The organism is Algoriphagus faecimaris, from assembly GCF_900101705.1.
Lineage (GTDB): Bacteria > Bacteroidota > Bacteroidia > Cytophagales > Cyclobacteriaceae > Algoriphagus > Algoriphagus faecimaris.
Genome location: NZ_FNAC01000028.1, coordinates 17,403 through 39,570, shown reverse-complemented (window position 1 = coordinate 39,570; position 22,168 = coordinate 17,403). Strand labels below are relative to the sequence as shown.

At 41.6% G+C, this 22,168-nt stretch carries 21 protein-coding genes; 11 read left to right on the top strand and 10 right to left on the bottom strand.

Going from position 1 to position 22,168, the window contains the following annotated elements:
• Window positions 1-8: 8 nt before the first annotated feature.
• From BLQ57_RS14140 to BLQ57_RS14105, 8 genes are all read right to left on the bottom strand, one after another.
• Window positions 9-467 (bottom strand): (2Fe-2S)-binding protein, encoded by a 459-nt coding sequence (locus BLQ57_RS14140; protein ID WP_087940092.1) that lies wholly within the window; start codon window positions 465-467, stop codon window positions 9-11.
• 212 nt (window positions 468-679) lie between these two features.
• Window positions 680-1,090, bottom strand: coding sequence for a response regulator (locus BLQ57_RS14135; RefSeq protein WP_087940093.1), 411 nt, complete (start codon window positions 1,088-1,090; stop codon window positions 680-682).
• A complete protein-coding gene (locus BLQ57_RS14130) occupies window positions 1,090-3,756 on the bottom strand; it encodes a ligand-binding sensor domain-containing protein (RefSeq protein ID WP_087940094.1) in 2,667 nt (888 codons plus the stop codon). Before BLQ57_RS14130 ends, BLQ57_RS14135 begins: the two co-directional genes overlap by 1 nt.
• A gap of 352 nt (window positions 3,757-4,108) precedes the next feature.
• Window positions 4,109-6,340, bottom strand: coding sequence for a xanthine dehydrogenase family protein molybdopterin-binding subunit (locus BLQ57_RS14125; protein ID WP_087940095.1), 2,232 nt, complete (start codon window positions 6,338-6,340; stop codon window positions 4,109-4,111).
• 195 nt (window positions 6,341-6,535) lie between these two features.
• Window positions 6,536-7,081, bottom strand: a complete 546-nt coding sequence (locus BLQ57_RS14120; RefSeq protein ID WP_087940096.1) for a fasciclin domain-containing protein — start codon at window positions 7,079-7,081, stop codon at window positions 6,536-6,538.
• A 92-nt stretch (window positions 7,082-7,173) separates the two neighbouring features.
• A complete protein-coding gene (locus BLQ57_RS14115) occupies window positions 7,174-7,800 on the bottom strand; it encodes a flavodoxin family protein (RefSeq protein WP_087940097.1) in 627 nt (208 codons plus the stop codon).
• Window positions 7,801-8,030: 230 nt separating this feature from the next.
• Window positions 8,031-8,468, bottom strand: coding sequence for a nuclear transport factor 2 family protein (locus BLQ57_RS14110; protein ID WP_087940098.1), 438 nt, complete (start codon window positions 8,466-8,468; stop codon window positions 8,031-8,033).
• A gap of 182 nt (window positions 8,469-8,650) precedes the next feature.
• A complete protein-coding gene (locus BLQ57_RS14105; protein WP_087940099.1) occupies window positions 8,651-9,100 on the bottom strand; it encodes a nuclear transport factor 2 family protein in 450 nt (149 codons plus the stop codon).
• Between the two features lie 255 nt (window positions 9,101-9,355).
• Between BLQ57_RS14105 and BLQ57_RS14100 the strand changes: the two genes are divergently transcribed.
• The 6 genes from BLQ57_RS14100 (at window position 9,356) to tnpA (ending at window position 15,294) form a co-directional block, all read left to right on the top strand.
• Window positions 9,356-10,165: a hypothetical protein gene (locus tag BLQ57_RS14100; RefSeq protein ID WP_087940100.1), complete on the top strand. Its 810-nt coding sequence runs from the start codon at window positions 9,356-9,358 to the stop codon at window positions 10,163-10,165.
• 4 nt (window positions 10,166-10,169) lie between these two features.
• Window positions 10,170-11,069, top strand: a complete 900-nt coding sequence (locus BLQ57_RS14095) for a helix-turn-helix domain-containing protein (protein WP_087940123.1) — start codon at window positions 10,170-10,172, stop codon at window positions 11,067-11,069.
• A 130-nt stretch (window positions 11,070-11,199) separates the two neighbouring features.
• Window positions 11,200-12,180 (top strand): GTP 3',8-cyclase MoaA, encoded by a 981-nt coding sequence (gene moaA / locus BLQ57_RS14090; RefSeq protein ID WP_087940101.1) that lies wholly within the window; start codon window positions 11,200-11,202, stop codon window positions 12,178-12,180.
• A 1-nt stretch (window position 12,181) separates the two neighbouring features.
• Window positions 12,182-13,357 carry a molybdopterin molybdotransferase MoeA gene (locus tag BLQ57_RS14085; protein WP_087940102.1) on the top strand — a complete coding sequence of 392 codons (1,176 nt, stop codon included), beginning with the start codon at window positions 12,182-12,184 and terminating at the stop codon, window positions 13,355-13,357.
• The gene (locus BLQ57_RS14080) at window positions 13,357-14,094 is read left to right on the top strand and encodes a sulfite exporter TauE/SafE family protein (protein WP_087940103.1); all 738 of its coding nucleotides are present in this window, start codon (window positions 13,357-13,359) and stop codon (window positions 14,092-14,094) included. Before BLQ57_RS14085 ends, BLQ57_RS14080 begins: the two co-directional genes overlap by 1 nt.
• Before the next feature lie 738 nt (window positions 14,095-14,832).
• Window positions 14,833-15,294, top strand: a complete 462-nt coding sequence (tnpA, locus tag BLQ57_RS14075; RefSeq protein ID WP_087940104.1) for an IS200/IS605 family transposase — start codon at window positions 14,833-14,835, stop codon at window positions 15,292-15,294.
• Window positions 15,295-16,116: 822 nt separating this feature from the next.
• Here the strand turns inward: tnpA and BLQ57_RS14070 are convergent.
• On the bottom strand, window positions 16,117-16,620 hold the full coding sequence (locus BLQ57_RS14070) for a GNAT family N-acetyltransferase (RefSeq protein ID WP_087940105.1): 504 nt from the start codon (window positions 16,618-16,620) through the stop codon (window positions 16,117-16,119).
• Window positions 16,620-16,907, bottom strand: a complete 288-nt coding sequence (locus BLQ57_RS14065; protein WP_087940106.1) for a type II toxin-antitoxin system TacA family antitoxin — start codon at window positions 16,905-16,907, stop codon at window positions 16,620-16,622. Before BLQ57_RS14065 ends, BLQ57_RS14070 begins: the two co-directional genes overlap by 1 nt.
• A gap of 263 nt (window positions 16,908-17,170) precedes the next feature.
• Here BLQ57_RS14065 and BLQ57_RS14060 point away from each other — a divergent pair, with 263 nt between their 5' ends.
• The 5 genes from BLQ57_RS14060 to BLQ57_RS14040 all read left to right on the top strand — a co-directional run bounded on the left by BLQ57_RS14060 (window position 17,171) and on the right by BLQ57_RS14040 (window position 22,148).
• Entirely contained in the window at window positions 17,171-17,410 is a 240-nt protein-coding gene (locus BLQ57_RS14060; protein ID WP_240507828.1) for a MoaD/ThiS family protein, read from the top strand.
• Window position 17,411: 1 nt separating this feature from the next.
• Complete coding sequence (locus BLQ57_RS14055; RefSeq protein WP_087940107.1) at window positions 17,412-18,497, top strand: HesA/MoeB/ThiF family protein; 1,086 nt, start codon at window positions 17,412-17,414, stop codon at window positions 18,495-18,497.
• Window positions 18,490-18,936, top strand: coding sequence for a molybdenum cofactor biosynthesis protein MoaE (locus BLQ57_RS14050; protein WP_087940108.1), 447 nt, complete (start codon window positions 18,490-18,492; stop codon window positions 18,934-18,936). The genes BLQ57_RS14055 and BLQ57_RS14050 overlap by 8 nt, the downstream gene beginning before the upstream one ends.
• 17 nt (window positions 18,937-18,953) lie before the next feature.
• Entirely contained in the window at window positions 18,954-20,210 is a 1,257-nt protein-coding gene (locus BLQ57_RS14045; RefSeq protein WP_240507829.1) for a pyridoxal-dependent decarboxylase, read from the top strand.
• A 495-nt stretch (window positions 20,211-20,705) separates the two neighbouring features.
• Window positions 20,706-22,148, top strand: a complete 1,443-nt coding sequence (locus tag BLQ57_RS14040) for an MFS transporter (protein ID WP_240507830.1) — start codon at window positions 20,706-20,708, stop codon at window positions 22,146-22,148.
• Window positions 22,149-22,168 lie beyond the last annotated feature (20 nt).

The window sequence follows — 22,168 nt, the reverse complement described above, 5'->3', positions numbered from 1 at the left end:
TTTTTGGATTAAAGGTTTTGGGCGGCTGTTTTGACAGCAGCTTTGATTCGCAAATAGGTACCACATCGACAGATATTTCCATTCATTGCATTTTCGATTTCCTCATCACTTGGGTTGGGATTATCCTTAAGCAGAGCTGCTGCATTCATGATTTGCCCAGCCTGACAATAGCCGCATTGTGGCACATCGTGTTCGACCCAGGCTTTCTGAAGTGGATGATCGCCTTCCTCGGAAAGACCTTCTATAGTGGTGATTTCAGCGCCCTCGGCACTCGAAACAGGTAGAGAACAAGAGCGAACGGCCGTACCGTCCAAATGAATAGTGCAGGCACCGCATTGGGCGATCCCACATCCGAATTTAGTTCCTACTAAGTTTAGGTGATCTCTTAAAACCCATAAAACTGGAGTGTTTGGGTCTACATCAACCTGTTGAGATTTTCCGTTAATTTTGAGATTGAAAGTGGCCATATTTTTTGAATTTGAATATTAAATTTAGGCTTTTTAGCTAGAGTATCCTTACGGAAATCAAATAGAAGCTTTTGAAAATCAATCAGGTCAAGCTCTGTGGACTGTTTCTCTCTATAATGTTAAAAAATCCTTTTTCTTTTAATCCTTAAATGGGTAAAACATAAAGTTAGAAAAAAGAAAGTTCTCGGTTTAAGTTAGAAAAAACGGAAAACCTATTGCTTAGTAAGCCAGGTATTTAGTTTTTCAATCAAATCTGAAACTTGATTTTCATCCATCGGCTTCTCCCAAAAATCGATAATTAATTCATATTCAGTTGATTTTTCGCGGTCACTTTTATCCAAAGAGGAGGTAACCATGACTACTTTGATCTCTGCGTATTGGATGGATGCTCCGAGCTTTTCCAAAAACTCCCAACCACTCATCGAGGGCATATTGATATCCAAAAAAATCAACATCTTATTTTGCTCTAAGTCTTGGGAGAAAATAAAATTTAGAGCTTTCTCTGCATCATAAAAGGTTTTCGGATCAGGGTGAAGCTCTCCCTCTTTGACAATGATTTCATGTAGAAATAGCACGCCAGGATCGTCATCTATAATCAGCACTTGAGGGGAACTTTTGTTCATTATTTTGTTAGGTTTTCGGATTTGGAGTGGGTGTCCTTTACAATATCATCGACTTGCTTCAAGGTCTCCAAAAGCTCAATTTCTAGTTCTTCTTTACTTTTTCCTACTTTACTATATTTAGAATACTTAATCAATAATTGATTGATTCCCATCGCTTTGGTTAAAGGTGCTCGAAGAAGGTGGGATTGGTCCCAGGTGAGCTGCTTCATGATCACATTTTGATCTTCGATTTCTTTTACCGCTTCTTTGAGTTTTTCATTAGTTTGGCTGAGTTCCAGTGTTCGTTGGGTGACCTGGGCCTCAAGTTCCTTTTTCAGTTTGCTGTTGAAGTAAGATTGAAAGATAAAATAGATTAATAGCAACAGTGCAATTACAATGCTAATCCAGAATAGGGGTGTTTCGAAGAAAGTAGCCGCTACCTTAATGGGGAGAGAATAGATACCATCAGTCTGTCCGTAGCGAAGAATTTTAATTTCAAGTGTGTATTTTCCAGGTTTGAGCCCATTAAAGAAAAGTAATCTTTGCTCATTGATTGGGAGCCAACTTCCGGAATTACTGTTTATTCTATAAAAAACCGAATACTGAGAAGGGTTTTCAAAATCTATTAAGCTAAAGGAGACTTGAAACATTCGGACACCTTCGGGAATTTCTATTTCCCCGTGGATAGGGCTCTTTTCCTCTCCGATTTGGAGTTCATCCCAGACAAAATTGGTGGGGGCTTGTGGTTTTTCAGAAAGGGAAGTAGGATCTATTATCCCAATGCCTTCAACAGTAGGAATCCAGATTTTACCTGAATAATCTTTGATTGCAGCCGGGTAAATAAGCCCGTTGGTCTCAGAATTCGGCATCCCCATACTTTGGTTGTAAAGCGTAGATCCCAATAAAAAGTCATCTTCCTCACTTTCTTTGAAGTTATTTAACTCTTCGTAGGAGAAGTATTGTACCCCAAAATTATTGCTGATCCAAAATCCGTTATTTCCATCATCGGTGATACTGTATACCGATTGGGATTTTAAACCATTGGCCTTTATTAGAGATTTGAATTTGCCGTCTTTTAAGAGAATCAAGCCACCATGAGTACCAAACCATAAGTCTCCGCTTGCATCTTCATGCATGCAATAAATCACATCTTCACCGGGTGTCAAAGGCAGGGTTTGATTCTCTACAAACTTTCCATCTTTGATTCTGAAAATGCCGTCATTAAAGGAACCGATCAGAATTTCTTTATTCTTTAATTCTAAAATACTCACAAATCGAGTAGTACTGAACTCAATGGGGAGATCGACCAATTGTAGCTGCCCTTCGTTGTCGAGGTATTGCATTCCTCCATTTCTGCTCAGTACCCAAAGCCAGTCATTGGAGTCTTTGAACAGGGCTTGCACATAATCATTTCGAAGTCCCTCTTCTTGTGTGATTTGATCGATAACTTCACCTGAATTGATATCGATGACTGATATCCCTGAGGGTGAGCCTGCGTAAAGTTTATTTCCTAAAGAAGCAATGCTCGTGATTCCGTTCTGTAAAAGCCCATCTTCTTCGGTCCATGACTGGATTTCTCCATTGACTATTCTATGTAAACCGTCTACTTTGGTCCCTATCCATACGCTGCTGTCTTTATCTTGGAAAACAGGCTTGATGTTTTTTTCTTTCAAAACTTCAAAACCTAACTGCTGGACTTTAGCAGGTTTGACGATTGCCAAACCCTTCCCTAAGGTGCCTAGGTACAGATTGTTTTCCTCTTTTATTATTCTCCTTATGGTATAGTTGCTTATCTCCGGATAATCAATGCGAGAAACTTCTCCATTTTCAATGATTATCAGCCCTTTTTCAAGAGAACTGCCCCAAATTCGATTTTCTGAATCTAAAGTTAGGCTGCTAAGATTGATATCTTCAATTGGGTCAATTGGAATGAGGTTTTCTAGTTCATCATTTTGATTTAATCGAAAAATCCCCGAATCGGGAGAAAAAATCAGCGTGTAGTCCACGAACCCAAAGACTTTCATCGCGGCAAATGACACCGGAGAAATCAGGGTGGAGCTCTGTGCTTGGAAGTCCAATTTGTAAAGACCTTGGGTAGTTCCCACTAAAAGAAGATTGGGGCTGAGAGGAAAAAAAGATTGAATCTCAAGCTGAATTTCGGGATTCCAAAACTCAAGTGAGCTAAACGTATTGTTTTTCCAGCGGTGAATTTCTCCTTTTGCGGTTCCAATTACCAAATCACCTTGCTCGTCTTCTGCAATAGCTCTAATCCAAGTGTTTCCTGTAATACTAGAACAGTCTATTACTTTGAGGATATTTTTTTCCAAAAGTGCAATGCTCCGATCTGCAGTAGCCCAAATTCCCCCTTTTGTTTTGAAAAAGGTGTAGTAGGTTTGCTCCTGCATAATGGGGTAGGTATCCATATCAAAAACCTTGGAGGACATTCCGTCGAGCCTCACCAAACCTTCTTCAGTAGCGATCCAGAGGTAGCCTTGATTGTCTTTTTCCAGCGCAAAAACTGCATTTTGAGGCAAACCATTAGAGTTGTCCCAAATCTCCATGACATAGTTACTAGGTGTAGAGTAGGAGTCGATTTGTGGCCTTGGGTTTTGGGCGTAGTTTTCCTCAATTCCGAATAAAAGGAATGGAATAACTAAAAATACAAAAAGTTTAACTGTTTGATTCAATGGTTAAAATCAAAGGGTGAGTGGTTTTTTAAAGATATTTTTATTTCAGATCCCATTTTCCACTTGTTTGACTCAGGGGTTGATCAAACAAGGAGGAGAACTATTTTAAATGAAATTTAGGACTTTTTTTGATACGTCAAACCAATTTGGTGATCAAGAGTCTAAACGACAAAAAAAAATCTGAAAAAATCAAGTTCTAACTTGTAAGGGCTAAGTTATCAGGGTTAAAATTTCTCTTCTCGGCTTGCAGAAACTCAGCTTGTTTTATTAGGCCTCCTTCTCTCTTAAAAAACAAAGGAGGGGACTTTTACCGACCTTATTTGACTCCTCAAAAAAAGGTTCCGGGTAAGTTTTATATCTGAGGTGCAAAGGGTTGATCGTAAAACCGCCTGCCTGTCGCTTTATAAAGCGCATTTGCCAAAGCCGCAAATACGGGTGGATAGCCCGGTTCGCCTAAGCCTGTTGGATCTACCTGACTTTCCACAAAGTAGGTCTCAATCGCTTTCGGAGCTTCTTTCATTCTGATCATGCGGTATTGGTCAAAATTACTTTTATCCGGTACTCCATTTTTGAATTTCAGCTCACCATACATCGCCGTACCAATAGCATCTACTACAGCTCCTTCACAAAGATTTCTTGCAGCATCCGGATTGATCAAAAGACCGCAATCTAAAGCTTGAGTCACTCTTTCGATATTAATATTTCCATCCTTCAGGGTTAAATCCACAACAGATGCAGCATAGCTGTTGTGACAGAAGTAAGCCGAAACCCCTCGGGAAATTCCCTGCTGGCTTTTTCCCCAATTGGATTTGGTTTTTAGCAATTCTAATACACCGATGAAGCGATCCGCATCGTAGTCATTGTTTTCACCGATAGGGTTCGTTTTGGCTTTTTGTAAAAGGGCTATTCGAAAATCGATTGGATCTTTCCCCGCAGCTTCTGCCACTTCATCTAAGAAGGATTGCTCGGCCGCTGCAATAAAGTTGGATCGGGGAGCACGGAAAGAACCTACGGTAATATTGGAAGGAACGGTCCATTCTTCAGCCCAATAGTTATCGACTGCACCTGCAGGGAAACGATTGGGATAAATGGGAGGCTCCACCAAGCCTCCGGCATTGACATGAAACCCGATCAGATTATTGTTTTTGTCCAATGCCGCTCTGTAAGTTGCTTGATACATCGGTCTATAAATCCCACCAGTCATGTCATCTTCTCGTGAGTAGATCAATTTGATCGGAGCATTGACTTTTTGGGAAATCACAGCCGCTTCGATCAACCAATGTGCATAGGATCGACGACCATATCCTCCCCCTAGTCGAGTCATTTCAATTTCTATGTTTTCAATGGGTACACCCAACCTTGTGGAAAGTGCCTGCTCAGTCAGCTCGGGTTTTTGAAGTGGGCCGGCACAATGAATTTTGTTTCCCTCCACATGGGCAAAGAAATTCATCGGCTCCATGCAGTTATGGGCCAAGAAAGGGCCTCGGTAGGTTTGTTCGATGATTTTAGCAGCGGAGACAAAAGCGGCTTCAGGGTTCCCGTCTTTTCGAACTGTACGGGCATTTATTGCTGCTTGAGCCATTTTTTGAACTTGCTCATCTTGATTTTCTAGCCCTTGAGGAATTGTTCGGATTTCTTTTCTTCCAAACCAATCCCGATTTTCATCATAGGTAGAAAACTCCTCCCATTCCACCTTTATGGCCTTTTTTGCTTGCATGACTTCCCAAGTAGAATTGCCGACGATGGCTACTAAATCCGTGAAGCTAGTCGTGTCAAAAAAAGTACGTTCGTAGTCGACCTGATGCGATTTGATCTGGAAAATATCCCGGATTCCGGGCAAAGATCGAGCGGCAGAATCATCAAATGACTTGAGGCGCAACCCATGTGCAGGTGGATGGATGATCATGGCGATGAGCATCCCTTCCTTTTTGTAATCGATCCCAAAAAGTGGCTTTCCTGTTACAATATTTTTACTGTCCACATTTTTATGAGAGGTTCCGATCAGTCTAAACTTAGAGATTTCCTTGAAGGGAATTTCCTTGGGAATTGGTAAGGTGGCCGCTTGGGAAGCCATTTCCCCGAAATGGGCTTTTTTGCCACTACCTTCGTGAATTAAGAACCCAGGTTCGGTGCTGATCTCTGAAGCTGGAACATTCCAAGTTTTTGCTGCTGCATGAATGAGCAGTTGACGGGCAGTAGCTCCGGCAGTTCGCAATGCGGTCCAGCCCAATCGAATCGCTTGACTCCCCCCAATAAACTGCCGAGTAAAATTGTCTGTGTCCAAAGGGGCCTGCTCTACCACCACCTTACTCCAATCGGCATCGAGTTCCTCTGCCACGATGAGGGGCATGGAAGTCTTGATATTTTGTCCGCCTTCCGGATTAGGAGACATGATGGTGATCAGTCCGTTTTCTCCTATTTTGATGTAACCGTTTAGCTTAAACCATTCCTTTGTAAGACCCGGTTCTTCGATCTCCTTGGGCTTGCATCCCGCCAGCCAGTTGAAGCTCAGAATCATTCCACCACCTGCTAAAGCAGAGACTTTGAGAAAAGATCGGCGGTTGAGAGTAGAGGATGTTTTCATGAAGACTGCGTTTTAAACTTTCGGAGGGAATTAAGAAGTTTATCCTAATGGACTAGTGAAACCATTGAAGTAAAGTGCAAGATACAAAGTACCCTAGGAATCAAATTACACATATCAAACAATTGTGCGCTTAAAAAAAAAGTAAAAAAAAGGCTGACCCTAGGGATCAGCCTTCAATTTTGACTTGATTATTTTTTACTGAGCAGGTAGTAAAACCGTGTCGATCACGTGTACTACTCCATTGTCTCCAGCCAAATCGGCTGCTACGACTGTTGCGCCACCAATCTTAACCACTCCATCTGCAATGGATACGGTCAATGTTTCTCCATTGAGCGTAGTGACTATTTGTCCGTCGCTTAAGTCTCCTGACATTACATTTCCTGAGACCACATGGAAGGTTAGAATACCAGTTAAAGTTTCTTTGTTTTCAGGCTTCAAAAGATCTTCTACAGTTCCCGCTGGTAGGGCCTCGAAAGCCGCATTAGTAGGAGCAAAAACGGTAAATGGTCCCTCTCCGCTAAGTGTTTCGGCCAGTCCTGCTGCTTGAACAGCGGCTACCAAGGTCGTATGATCCGGAGAACCGATAGCGATGTCCACTACTGTGTTGGATGGTTCTGGAGTCTCCTCCACTACTTCTACCGCAACTTCTTCAGTGGCTTCCTCTTTAGGAGCGCTGCAAGCAGTCCACAATCCTATCGCCAGGAAACTTCCCGCTAGAGCTAAAATTTTTGTACTTTTCATTGTTTGAAGGTTTTTTTAGATGTCTACAGAGGAACAAGCTCTTGCCAAGAAGGTTTAAAAATACCCACATTAATAAATTATAAAGACTAGAATTACTTATTGGTAGTCAGTAGATTAAGTTTGATGAGCCATTTCTTTAGCTCCTGCTCTACTTGTATTTCTTTTTTACCTTCCATTAAAAAAAGAATTCCATCCCTTTCGATTCCACCTTTTGTGGAAAACCCTTTTAGGATCTGACATTTTTCGCAAATCCGTTCCACAGTTTTAAAACTACTTCCAATCTCATAGCCCGCATGCGTGTTAAAGGGAATGACTTTCTTTCCGCTTAGGTCATTTGATGAAAGGAAGCTTTTCATTGGTGGAGGCAATTGCATTCCCCAAGTCGGGAAACCGAGAAAAACCACCTCGTATTGTTCCAAATCGGTGATATTGGTTTTTAGCGGAGGCAGGAAGCCAGTTTCATTTTCTTTGGCCACTTGGGCTACGATGGCTTGGTAGTTTTCCGGATAGGGCATGACCAATTCCAATTCAATCAAATTTCCTCCGACTTCCTTTTGAATCATCTCCGCCACTGTTTTGGTGTTTTTGGTGCGGGATAGGTAGACGATTAGTATTTTGTCTGCGGCGACCTGTGCCACTTTCTGATGGTCACCTGTATGTGTTTGGCAGGAACTGTTCAAAGAGGTATATAGGAAAAAACTGAGGAAGAAGAGCTTCATTGGTTTGGTTTGATGATGCTTTTTATGCCCAAGTGAGTGCCTGCCTGACGGTTAGTCAGGTCCCTGCGCACTTGTTTTGTTTCGGTTAGTGGAGACACTAACCGAGGCTGCAGGGATTACAAATCCCGAGGAGCGTGGTTGAAAATCTGTTAAGTTTATTCGATCTGGTTCGAGACTGTCGCTATCTCTATTTCAAGCCTGTCAGGTTTAAATTCTTATTTTTAATTTCCTCAGGGAGTCATCAGTCGGGTAAAGGAGAGTGAGCCCAGCTTCCATCCATCAGCCTTTTTGATATACACTTCAGTGACTTCGAAAGGGTTGGTGACTTCGTTTCCGCCGACTTCTGCAACCAAAGTGATTCGGTTGAGAAGGATAGCTGTATTGTCGATGATTTCCACAGAAACTTCATGGATGTCGGCTTTCTTGTACCAAATTCCACCGCTGCGGATGATGTTGACTTCGCGTTCTTTCCCCCAGGAGCCACCCATGTGGACGAAGACGGATTGATCGTCAAACAATTCGGCCAGTTTATCGGCATCTTTATCCGCCATCCATTGCCATTTGGTTTTGGAGAGCTCGATGATTTCCTGTTTCTCGGAAGTGTTTTGGGCAACGGTGATTTGCACAAGGAAGAGGAGCAGGAATAGGCTGAATACTATCTTTTTCATGCTATATGGGTTTGTGTGAAGTGACAAAGTGAGTGTTCTCATTCACTTGATTTTATTTGAAAGTTCCTTTCAGTGGAGACACAGACTGGAGAATTGTCCGAAAGAAAAACCTGCCAGGTTTTATGGGCTTTGTTATTGTTTCCTGTCTTTTTTCGCCCCAAACCTGGCAGGTTTCAGTTATGTTACTTCTCGATCTCATGGGTATTGCGAACGCTACTGAATGTAAAAACAAGCATTTTCCAATCATTTCCTTGCTTTTGGTACACTTCGGTGACTGTAAATTCATTCTCAACATCACTTCCTCGGACGAAAGCTGTGAGGGTGATCCGATTCCAAACGACTGCAACATCACCGGAAATCTCCACGGCAGTGTCATGAATTTCCGCATTTTTGTACCAGATACTGCCAGTCTCAATGATTTCCAGTTCACGGTCTTTTTTCCAAGTTCCGCTCATGTGCACAAACTTCGCCTTATCATCAAAGAGTTTTTCCAATTTGACTACATCTTTATCGGCCATCCATTGCCATTTGTCTAAGGACAGTTGTTTGATTTCTTGTTCGGTGTTGGCTTGTGCAAATGTGTAATCGGTTCCTATTAGAAATAGGGCAAATACCAATAAATACTTTTTCATAGCTAGCTAATTTAGAAATTGAAATTGGAATAAATCCTTACAAAATTCATAATTGGCCTTCTACTTATCTAACTCTATTCAAACCATATCTTATCAAATTCAAACAATCATTATAAAACCTGATGTAAATCAGTCTTGATGGAAGCTCGAATATGGATATTTGTTTGAAAATCGTAAGTTTTCATTTGAATAGGATTAATCCGATTCGATGTTTTCCTACGACTTTTGTGCGCTGAATTCTTGCATTATATTACCATGAAAATCAATAGACTACTCTCCATCTTGAAGGGAATTGCCAAATTGAAGTATTTCAATGCAAAAAGTTTGTTTTGTTCGGGAATTGGGTTGATTGTGATAAGCTTCGGCGCAATTGCCCAAGAAGAAAATAATAGACACCTAAGCGGTACCATCACCGCCACCAGCAATGGGGTATCCATTATCCCTTCCTTCTCCTTGGATAGACCGGCAGTTTATTTTGATCTCAGTATGGGTGGCGAGCGATTGTCCTTTGATCCTATGCTGCGGTTTGGAATGGACGGAAAGCCATGGACACTTATTTTTTGGGGTCGATACAAAGTAATCAAAGACAAACGGTTTTCGCTTACGATAGGCGGGCATCCGGCTTTTCTCTTTACAGAAAATGAAATGATCGTGAATGGAGCGGAAGAAAAGGCATTTGTTGCTAATCGTTATGTCGCAGGGGAAGTGAATACGAATTTCAAATTCACGGATAAATTCTCGCTCGGGCTTTATTATCAGCGCGGAATGGGAGTTCAGGTAATTACTGCAAAAAACTCCGATTTTCTAGCCTTAAATGCTGGATTGGCGGATTTTAAGCTTAAAAGGGAGCTCTTACTTCAACTCAGCCCACAGGTATTTTTCCTAAATCTTGACGGAGACTCTGGCTATTATGCCAATACAGCTTTGACGCTCAAAAAAACTGATTTTCCATTTCAGCTTCAGACCTTTTTCAACCAAAAAATCAAATCCACCATCCCGGGGAATGATTTGGTTTGGAATGTGAGTTTGATCTATAAGTTTGAAAATCGTTACGCTAAAAAATAAACCCATGGAAAATCCCGAAAGCATAGAGGAGTTTTACAAGCGGAAGTTTAATTGGATTCCGGAATCTATTGCAAATGAAATTGGGCATTTTAACCTGTTTCGTTTGGAGCCTTATTTTGAAGGGAAAATGAAGGCTGTGCCTTATCGTAGAAGGGATTTTTACAAAGTTATGCTGGTCAAGGGTGAAAGTACGGTGCACTATGCAGACCGTATTTATGAAGTGAAAAAACAGGCGCTTTCTTTTTCGAATCCTTTGGTGCCTTACAAGTGGGATCATTTGACTCCTGAGACCCAAGGGATTTACTGCATTTTTAACCCCCACTTTTTTATGAATTTTGGTCAAATCCAGCAATATGAGGTCTTTCATCCCAACGGAATCCACATCTTTGAATTGAGTGATGAGGAAACAGAAGAGGTGGAAAAGCTCTTTGATAAAATGCAGAATGAGTTTAATTCAGAATATAAATACAAATATGATTCGCTTCGAGCTTTGGTATTTGAGTTGATTCATTTTGGCATGAAGTTGCAGCCTGCGGAAATACAAACCTCTCAGCACGGGAATGCTTCTGTTCGGATAGCATCTATTTTCTTGGAACTGCTTGAGAGACAGTTTCCAATTGATGATATACATAAAATCATAAGCTTGAGAACGCCTGCAGATTTTGCCGATCAACTCAATATTCATGTCAATCATCTCAATCGGGCGGTTAAGGAAATGACTGGAAAAACCACCAGCCAACTGATTGCGGATCGCCTAGTTCAAGAAACCAAAATCCTTCTAATGCAAAGTAACTGGAATGTATCTGAGATAGCTTATTCTTTGGGATTTACTGAGGTGACTCATTTTAATAATTTTTTCAAAAAACACCTGAATATGTCACCCACTCAGTTTAGAAAAGCTTGATTTCTGAACTTTGCTCTGAAAATTGAAATTCTAATTCAATAAAGTCGCTCTAACTGTATTTATAACTTTATATTTTACCTTTCAACTCAAATCGCCTTACCTTTTGAGCTAAAAATCATTATCATCGCATATGCTTCAGGACGCTTTTGGACGTACTCATGATTACCTCAGGATCTCGCTCACAGATCACTGCAATTTTCGTTGTACCTATTGCATGCCGCAGGAGGAGATGGAGTGGATGCCTCAGTCCAAGCTGATGAGTCAGGATGAAATCCTGAAATTGGGAGAATTGTTTATCCGACTTGGGGTAAAAAAAATCCGGCTGACAGGCGGTGAACCTTTGGTCAGAAAGGAATTTCCTGAGATTTTGGAGCGTTTGGCAGCCCATAATGTGGAGTTGACACTCACTACTAATGGCGTGCTCATCCATAAGCATGTTGAGGTGATGAAAAGAGCAGGAGTTCGCTCTGTAAATGTTTCTTTAGATACGCTCAATAGAGAAAAGTTTTTAAAATTGACTCGAAGAGATCAGTTGGATCAGGTTTGGGGAAATATCGAATTGTTACTCAAGGAAGGCTTTCGGGTCAAAATCAATGCTGTAGCTCTTCATGGCTTGATCGAAGAGGAAATCTGCGACTTTGTGGCCTTGACCGAGAGGCTTCCCCTTCATGTACGCTTCATCGAATTTATGCCCTTTGCCGGTAATCATTGGCAAAGTAAAAAAGTCATCACAGCAGCTAGCATGCTGGAACTGGTGAAGGAAAAATTTCCAGTGGAGAAACTGCTGGACAAAAAGCACGACACAGCTAAGAAATACCAAGTTCCAGGCTTTGCTGGCACCTTCGCTTTTATCACCACGATGAGCGAAAACTTCTGTGCAGGCTGTAATCGAATCCGGCTTACTGCAGACGGAAAAATTAAGAATTGTCTATTTGGCAAAGAAGAATTGGATCTTTTGGGCGCTTTAAGAAAAGGAGAGAATGTGGAAGAACTGATTCGTTTATCCATTTCGAGAAAGCACAAGGCCTTAGGTGGACAGTTTGACCCGGATTACCTTAAGGCCAATCCGGATGTGATTGAAAATCGAAGCATGATCAATATCGGAGGGTAAAATGATTGCAGTAACGAAAGCCAAATCCATTCTTCAAAGCCTAAACTTACCCCAAAAAAAAGTCCGAGTCCAGACTGTGGATGCTTTGGGCTGTTTTTTGGCAGAATCTGTCAAATCTACTTTGAATGTACCTTCTTTTGATAACTCGGCCATGGACGGTTATGCTTATTGCTGGGAAGATGGACTAAGTGAATTGGAACTAATCGGGGAGTCGGCAGCAGGTGCCTCTAACTTGCATAAAATTGAGCCGGGCCAAGCCATTCGAATTTTTACAGGTGCACCGATGCCGGAAGGTGCAGATTCGGTGATCATGCAGGAAAAAGTACAGAGAAAAGGTGCTCGTATTTTTTTCGAATCAGAAGAAGCAGAGCAAGGCAAGCATGTTCGCTATCAAGGATCCCAATGCCAAAAAGGAGCTACAATAGCCGAGACAGCGTCTAAAATTACCCCAGGAATGGTAAGTTTGCTAGCTTCAGTGGGAGTAGGTGAGGTGGAGGTTTTTCAGGCCCCCAAAGTCACGCTTATTATTACCGGAAATGAAATCAAAGCCATAGGATCTGAGCTTAAGCGCGGCCAAATCTATAATGCCAATGGCCCTGCTTTAGAATTTTGGTTAAAAGATTTGGGCGTTTCTGAAGTCAATCAGATCCAAGTTAGAGATCAAAAAGCCGAGGTGGTTCAAGGTCTTAAAGAAGCATTGGAAATAAGTGATTTGGTAATATTTACCGGAGGAATTTCGGTAGGGGATTATGATTTTGTAAAAGAGGCTGTGGAGGCAAATCAGGTTCAAGAGCTTTTCTATAAATTGAAACAGCGACCGGGAAAACCGCTCTACGCGGGGCAAAAGGAGGAGAAAGTTGTTTTTGCTTTGCCGGGTAATCCGGGTTCGGTTTTATCCTGCTTTATGCAGTATGTCAAGCCTTTAATTCATTCTTGGATGGGAAATTCAGATGCCTGGAGTAATTATTTTGAGTTTCCGATAGCTGCGGATTTTGAGAAGAAAATACCACTTACTCAGTTTCTAAAAGCAGAGTTAACAAAGGGGCAGGTACGAGTACTTCAAGGTCAGGAGTCCTTCAATTTGATAGCCTTTGGACTGGCCAATGGTTTTGTAGAAATACCCGAAGAAAGTACAGAGGTAAAGGCAGGAGAAAAGGTTAAATTTTATCCTTGGTAATGGAGGACTTGCTGTATTACGGTTTGTTTTTTTTGATGCCCTTTGCGGCCTTTTTGTACGCCTCGGTAGGGCATGGCGGTGCAAGTTCCTATTTGATGATTTTGGCTTTGTTGGGCTTTGCGCCCGAGGAAATACGACCCACGGCCTTGATACTGAACATGATGGTATCGATGGCCTCTTTCCTTAACTACCGAAAGGCAGGTGAATTCCCCACGCATCTTTTTTGGTCGCTGATCTTATTTTCTATTCCTGCGGCCTATTTTGGGGGGACAATTCTCTTGGATGCATCAATTTACAAAAAGGTCTTGGGTGTCTTGCTGATCTTTCCAGTGCTAAAGTTTAGTGGGATTTTCCCAATTGCTAAGGAAAAAAAACTGAAAAGAGCTTGGTGGATGGGACCGCTTTTGGGAATATTGATTGGCTTTGTTTCCGGGATGATCGGAATTGGTGGTGGGATAATTCTGACTCCTATTGTCCTGATGCTGGGTTGGGCGGGTGTAAAGGAAACCGCGGCCCTAAGTGCGCTCTTTATATTTTTAAATTCGGTCGCTGGCTTTTTGGGAGCGAGTACGTATGAGATTCCTATGAAGGAAGAACTTTGGGTTTTAGTGCCATTGACCGTGGCAGGAGGGATGCTTGGTGCCTACCTTGGGGCTAGAAAATTCTCCAATCAAGCCCTAAAGTACCTGTTGGCTTTTGTCTTGTTTTTTGCTTCCGTAAAGTTGATTTTGGGATAAAAAATGTCCCGTCCCTCTGGGACTCTCTGGACTGGGGTATGCCTCCAAGACTAGGGATTAAAATCCCCAGTTATTCAATATTGCGTCCCTACGGGACTTATTTTCGGGTTCTGCAGTAACCTTTAAACCCGGATAAAATGCCGTAGGCATAAACGATTGATTAACCAGCTATTTTAATGGCTGGATTAGGATAAGCCAAATTGGACAGAGAGTGCCAGCAGCACGGTTGATTTCTTTAATGCCCCGTCCCTTTGGGACTCTTTGGACTGGGGTATGCCTCCAAGACTAGGGATTAAAATCCCCATTTATTCAATATTGCGTCCCTACGGGACTTATTTTCGGGTTCTGCAGTAACCTTTAAACCCGGATAAAATGCCGTAGGCATGAACGATTGATTAACCAGCCATTTTAATGGCTGGATTGGGATAAGCCAAATTGGAAAGAGATTGCCAGCGGCACGGTTGATTTCTTTAATGTCCCGTCCCTCTGGGACTCTTTGGACTGGGGTATGCCTCAGAGACTAGGGATTAAAATCCCCAGTTAGTAGATCGTCCGTCCCGATGGGACTTGATTATGGCGTATGAATGAGAATTGGACACGAGTTTAATGCCGTAGGCATGGAAGATTGATTAACCAGCCATTTTAATGGCTGGGCAGGAGGTCAGATAGAATGAGGGGAGTGCCATAGGCACGAACGATTTATTTTTTAAATTAAGGTTTAATCAAACTTACTGTATCATGCCTAATACTTACTCATCACTCTATTGTCAATCAGTTTTTGCTGTAAAATACCGGTCAGCTGTAATCAAAAAATCTTTTGAGAAAGAACTTTATGCGGTAATTGGGAATCTCATAAATGAAGCAGGTTGCCAAACTTTAATTGTAAATGGTGTAAGTGATCATGTTCATTGTTTATTTCGGTTTTATCCTAGACATTCCATTTCTGATGTTATGAAAAGTGTAAAATCAAAATCATCCAAGTGGCTAAATGAATCCGGTTACTTTAACAATAGATTTGAATGGCAAATAGGTTTTGGATGTTTTGCATATAGTCAAAGTCAGGTTAGTAGAGTAAGTAGGTATATCAATAATCAAGAAGAGCATCATAAAAATATGACTTTTAAGGCCGAGTATATTGAGCTGTTGAAAGCACATAATATCTCTTATTTGCCAGAGTATTTATTTGAAGATTTACAATGATTAATGTCCCGTCCCGCTGGGACTCTCTGGGCTGGGGTATGTTTTAGAGACTAGGGATTAAAATCCCCAGTTAGTAGATCGTCCGTCCCGATGGGACTTGATTATGGTGTAGGAACGATAAATGGACAGGAGTTTAATGCCGTAGGCATAAAACGATTGATTAACCAGCCATTTTAATGGCTGGATTGGGATAAGCCAAATTGGACAGAGAGTGCCAGCAGCACGGTTTATTTCTTTAATGCCCCGTCCCTTTGGGACTCTTTGGACTGGGGTATGCCTCAGAGACTAGGGATTAAAATCCCCAGTTATTCAATATTGCGTCCCTACGGGACTTATTTTCGGATTCTGCAGTAACCTTTAAACCCGGATAAAATGCCGTAGGCATGAACGATTGATTAACCAGCCATTTTAATGGCTGGATTAGGATAAGCCAAATTGGACAGAGAGTGCCAGCGGCACGGTTGATTTCTTTAATGTCCCGTCCCTATAGGACTCAAGGGGGGAGCTCATGCCTTAGAGACTAGGGATTAAAATCCCCAGTTAGTGAATCGTGCATCCCGATGGGACTTGATTATGGCGTATGAATGAGAATTGGACAGGAGTTTAATGCCGTAGGCATGGAAGATTGATTAACCAGCTATTTTAATGGCTGGATTGGGATAAGCCAAAGTGGAAAGAGATTGCCAGCGGCACGGTTGATTTCTTTAATGTCCCGTCCCTCTGGGACTCTTTGGACTGGGGTATGCCTCAGAGACTAGGGATTAAAATCCCCAGTTAGTTGATCGTCCGTCCCGATGGGACTAATTGCCATGTTCAAAATAGTTATTCAAAAAGCTGACTGATTGTATTCATAGGGAGAAACATTTTTCCACTATCTGGGAGCTGTATAAACCCATATTTTTCATAAAACTTCTCAGCATGTTGATCAATTGGATCGACTATTACTGCGAAACAACCTAAAGATCTTGAAATTTCATAACATCTTTTCAGCGCGTCAATCAAAAGTAATTTACCTAATCCTTGCCCTTGAAATTGGTGATCAATTGCCAATCTACCGAGTAAGATTGTTGGAATAGAACTGTAGGATTTGGGTAATTTTTTCTGAATTTTTAAAGGAATTAGATCTAGGGGAATGCTGCTATTAGATAGTGTGTAATAACCTTTTATTTTTTGGGTTTCTTTTTGAGCAATCACAAAACAGGCAGAAAGTTTTCGTTTGACATCTTGATTTGCCAGCTTATGGATATAAGTATTCAGCATTTCCTTTCCACAAGAAAATTCAGATTTTTTATGCTTGGATTGTAAAGGTTCAGAGAGTTGATCCATCAGGAGAAAATAGATTTAAATTCTGCTGCTGCATCCGAAAGTGATTTATTGGGGCTTTTAGGGTTCATGACCATATCGAAAAAAATTTCACCATCTCTCTGTGAAGAAAGAATCCGTTCATTTTCAGAAATGATTTCTTTTGCTTTTTCTTGAAGGGTAAGCACTACGAAATCAGTTAGATTTCTGTATCCACCGAGTTGAACAGCCTTCTCAAAGAGTTCCTTTTGTTCTTTGGAAAGACGAGTGTCAAATCGGGCTCCTTTGGTATTTAATTCTTTGGTATCCATAATTCCAATTTTTTTGATAAATGTACGTTAAAAATACGTACGACATACCATGTACGTTTATTTTCTGTACAATTTAAAGCCAAAAATTTTTTTAACAAGGATTACCAGTGCCAAGATAATTTAAGGAAATCAAAGGTTTGATAGGTTCTCGTGGTGAATTGAAGTCCCTATGGAATCTATATTTGTCTCTCACCGGTTATTTGATCAGGGAATTAGTTAAATCAAGCCTTGAACTTTAATTTAGGGGGATCGATTAAATTACTATGGAAAACCAAATTACTCTCAAAGCTTTTGGGATGATTGCAGAGAAACTAGGTGCTGATCAGCTTCGATTGGAAAACCCTGGCAATTCTCATGAGCTTAAAAATGAGCTTTTTATGAAATACCCCGAACTGAAAGGCTTGAAGTTCAATCTAGCCATCAATAAAAAGATGGTTTCGGAGGAGACAGACATTCCAATCGGAGCCGAAGTAGCCCTTTTACCCCCATTTTCTGGAGGATGATATGGATAGATTTGAAAGACAGGTGATCCTTCCCGGTTTGGGAAAAGCAGGCCAAGACAAGTTGAGAAATGCATCGGTTTTGGTGATTGGTGCCGGTGGCTTGGGTTGCCCGATTTTGCTTTATTTGGCAGCAGCCGGAGTGGGGAGGATAGGTGTGGTGGATGGAGATGAGGTCAGTTTGTCTAATCTCAATCGGCAAGTGCTTTTTGGAGAGCAGGATTTGGGGAAAAATAAGGCGGAGCAGGCAGTTTCTTTTTTCCAAAATAAGTATAGCGATATCAGTTGGTTTGCCTTTCCGGAATTCATCAATGTCAGCAATGCCGCCCAACTACTAAAATCCTACGATTTGGTTATCGACGGATCAGATAATTTTCCCACTCGCTACTTGGTAAATGATGCCTGTGTTTTAGCGCATAAACCTTTGGTTTTTGGCGCGATCTATCAGAATGAGGGGCAAGTGTCGGTTTTTAATCGTAACCGGAGTTCCTGTAACTATAGGGATCTTTATCCACAGATGCCCTCTGCCACAGAAATCCCCAATTGTTCCGAGACCGGGGTAATTGGTGTTTTGCCTGGTATTATAGGAAATTTGATGGCTTTGGAAGCGATTAAATTGATCTCGGGTCTTGGCAAGGTGCTGGATAATAAGGTTTTGTTTTTTAACAGCTTGTCTTCCGAAACCTACGAGGTGGAGATCAATCCTCAGTTTAAGGCGAGGTCGGCGGCACCTCAGGGTTGGGAGGCTTTCCAGGCAATGAGTTACGAATTAGCCTGTGAGGGTATAGAGCAACTCGATTGGGAAGATGCCTTTCAGCGGGCGGGTCACGGGACTATGCTGGTGGATGTGCGTGAACGGGATGAGAAGCCTCCCTTGGTTTGCTCGGTATTGTTTAAGGCCCCAATGTCGGATTTCGACAGCTACATGGATCAAATGGAAGAGGCCGAGGCCTTATTTTTCTTCTGTCAAAGTGGAATTCGTAGTCAGAAAGCAGCTTTGCGGATCAAGGCGGAATATCCCGGTAAAACGGTATTTTCTATTCGTGGAGGAATCGATGCATTAAAATCAAGTCAATTTAGAAATGGATAAAATCAGAAAACCTAAAAATATATTTGTTCAAGGAGCTATCTCCCCTGACAAAATCGCCCATTCTATTGCCAATCATAGCAGCAAAACGGACATCGGTGGTCATTCCATTTTTCTAGGTCAAATAAGGGCAGACCAAAAGGAAGGAGGGAATGTCATCGGAATCGAATACACGGCCTATGAAGAAATGGCCTTGGAAAAGGCTTTTGAAATTCGAGAGGCTATCTTTGCAAAATATCCGCTGACCTGCATGCACATCTATCACAGTTTGGGAGAAGTGAAAACTGGCGAACTTTGCCTATTCGTATTTACCTCTTCAAAGCATAGAAAAGCAGCCATGGATGCTTGTGATGAACTCGTGGAGCGTATCAAAACTGAGCTTCCCATCTGGGGCAAGGAAATCCTGGATACTGATGCGCACGTATGGAAAGTGAATACCTAGAACCCAAACCCAAAGCTATGGAAATAGAGATGAAGTATTGGAGAAAACTTTCTCCTGATCAGCGACAAGAGCGCGTTCAAAAGGCCTTGAAAGATAATGTTGATTTTTCTAAGGACGCCAACCTTGGCTATCCGGCCTCCCGATTAGATGAAAAAGTGTTTAGTAATGAATCACTTTATCTCCGGGAAATGCCTGTTCTGAATACCTACATTGCTAATCCCAACCATATCGGTTGCCATACTTATGGCACCTCTGAGTATGCTTTTAAGGGAACGCAAGAATTGGAGCGGGAAGTCCTAAAGATGATCGCTGTCGATTTGTTCAAAATCGAAGACGATCAATTTGATGGCTATATTTCACCTGGCGGTACAGAAGCGAATGTACAAGCGATGTGGATTTATAGAAATGAATTCATCAAAAATCAAGGAGCTAAGCTGGAGGAAATTGTGATTTTAGCTTCAGAAGACACTCATTATTCTATTCCCAAAGGCGCTAATTTATTGATGCTAGATTGGGAAAAAGTCCCCGTGCAGGCCGATACCCGGGATATGGCTGAAGAGGAAATAGAGAGGGCAGTTAGGAGAGCGCTTGCCAAAGGTAAAAAATATTTCATTGCCATTGCCAATATGGGAACCACTATGTTTGGTTCGGTGGATGATCCTGTTCCTCTAGTGGATGTTTTAAAGCGTTTTGAGGTTCCTTTTCGTTTGCATATCGATGGCGCATATGGCGGATTTGTTTATCCTTTTTCGGATGATGAAAATCAGATTACCTTCCAAAATCCAGACATTTCCTCTTTGACTATTGACGCACATAAAATGCTTCAGGCACCTTATGGAACTGGGATTTTTGTTTGTAGAAAAGGACTGATTGAGCATGTCTTGACCAAAGAAGCTGAGTATGTGGAGGGAATGGATTTGACGTTTTGCGGAAGTCGCTCTGGGGCCAATGCTGTGGCAGTTTGGACGATTTTGACGACCTACGGTCCTCACAAATGGTTTGAAAAAATTTCTGTTTTGAAAATGCGTACCAATTGGCTTTGTAAACAGTTGGATCAAATGGAAATTCCGTATTTCCGTGAGCCCGAAATGAATATTGTTACCATTCGGGCCCATGCAGTGCCTGAACCTATTGCTCATAAGTTTAATTTAGTTCCTCAATCTCATGATGCTTCTAATGAATGGTATAAAATCGTACTGATGGATCATGTGGAGATAGAGCATTTAAAGGAATTTATCGCCGAGATGAAAAATTTTGCGAAGGTATCGAGCTAACTTAAAAATACAGATGCCTTCTCATTACTACTAGTCCAACTTGCTTCCGATGAAGAATTGGGATGGCAGTCAGACTTCGATCTCGAGACTCCCGTCTCTCAAGTGATCGGCTTGATCAAATTACACTGCTTATTCTGGCTTGGATGACGCTCAGCCTAGCTTCGACTCTCCCGATACTTGATCGGGACAGGCTGTTCAGCCTAACTAGGTCTCTTTAAACACATAATTCCTGAATACGCTCTGAGGGTTTTTAAATCCCTCGGAGCGTTTGTTTTTATAACTTATTCAAAGAAATCGGTTGATATTTTAGACCTGTCAAAATTTTCAACCGATTGCACAATTTTTTCCTATATTTTCTTTGTTTTTAGCGTTTTATACTTGCTTAAAGTTCGTATGTTAGTTGGGTTAAGTAGGTGGAAAAGTCCATCTATTTTGCGTTAAACCCAAAATACTCCGATGGCAAAACCACGCCTTTCCTTTTCCCAAATTATTAATATGAATGTTGGATTTTTCGGCATTCAATACAGTTTTGGACTTCAGCAAAGTGCCGTCAACCCGATCTATGATATGCTCGGTGCGATGCCCGATGAGATCCCCATTTTAAATTTGGCAGGTCCTATGACCGGCTTATTGATTCAGCCAATCATAGGGGCATTGAGTGATAATACCTGGAGTCCAAAATACGGTCGAAGAAAGCCTTTCTTTTTCATTGGTGCCTTGATTTGTAGCATCACGCTTTTTTTCTATCCCTTTAGTAGTTCGCTTTGGATGGCAGCTGGATTGCTATGGGTTTTGGATGCGGCCAACAATACCGCAATGGAGCCTTATAGAGCTTTGATAGCGGATAAATTGCCCGATGAGCAATACAGTACAGGATTTTTGACCCAGAGCTTCTTCACAGGATTGGGGATTACCCTCGCCAATGTGTCCCTTTTTGTCTTTCAAAAGTACATTTCCGGTACATGGGGCTCTTTGCCCTATTGGGTCTATGCCTCTTTCTTTTTGGGCACGGTTTGCTCTATAGGTTCTGTGCTTTGGAGTATTTCCAAAACTGACGAAATACCACCTAGTCCCGATGAATTGGCAGCCTTAAAGGAACGGACGAAGGGCATGCCTCACCCTGCTATTCAGTTTTTTTTATCGATTTTAACTACCCTATTCGCCTATTTGGTCTTCTTCGTTTTACTAATTCCAGCCATGTTCTCAAAGGGACTGCTACACAAGGTTTTGCAAATGACAAAGGAGAATAAGACGACTCGGGTTTTATTTGCGCAAAATATAGAAATCATAGAATCCATCATGGTGATGCCTTCCGTGATGTGGAAGCTAGCCCTGATTTATTTATTTCAGTGGTATGCTTTATTCTGTTATTGGCAAAATGCCGCTAAGAGCATTGCTCAGTCGGTTTGGAATACAAGCCCTACTGCCGACCCCAAGCTTTTCGAAGAAGCGGTAGGCTGGACAGGACTAGTCAACGGCTGGTACAATGTGGTGACTTTTCTTTCGGCTTTCTTTTTGGCTGGAATGGCGAGGAAATTTGGTCCTAAAAAAGTCCATTTTCTCTGCTTGATTTTAGCGGGGATAGGGTTGCTTATTTTTCCCAATCTGGAAAATAAATATGCATTATTTATCCCTATGACAGGATTTGGGATAGCCTGGGCTAGTATGATGGGAGTGCCTTATTTGTTGGTAGTCAATGAAATACCAAAAGAGCGCTACGGGGTCTACATGGGAGTGATCAATATGATGATCGTCATTCCGATGATCTTACAGACACTTACCTTTGGTTTTATTTCTAAAACATTCTTGAATAACGATCCCGGCTTGGCGATCATTTTTGGTGGAGTACTTCTACTCATCGCTGCAGTAGCAACACTCAATATCAAGGAAAATAAAAAAGTAATCACAGATGTCAGTGGACTTTCTGCAGGACATTAATCACAAGCATTGAAAAAATT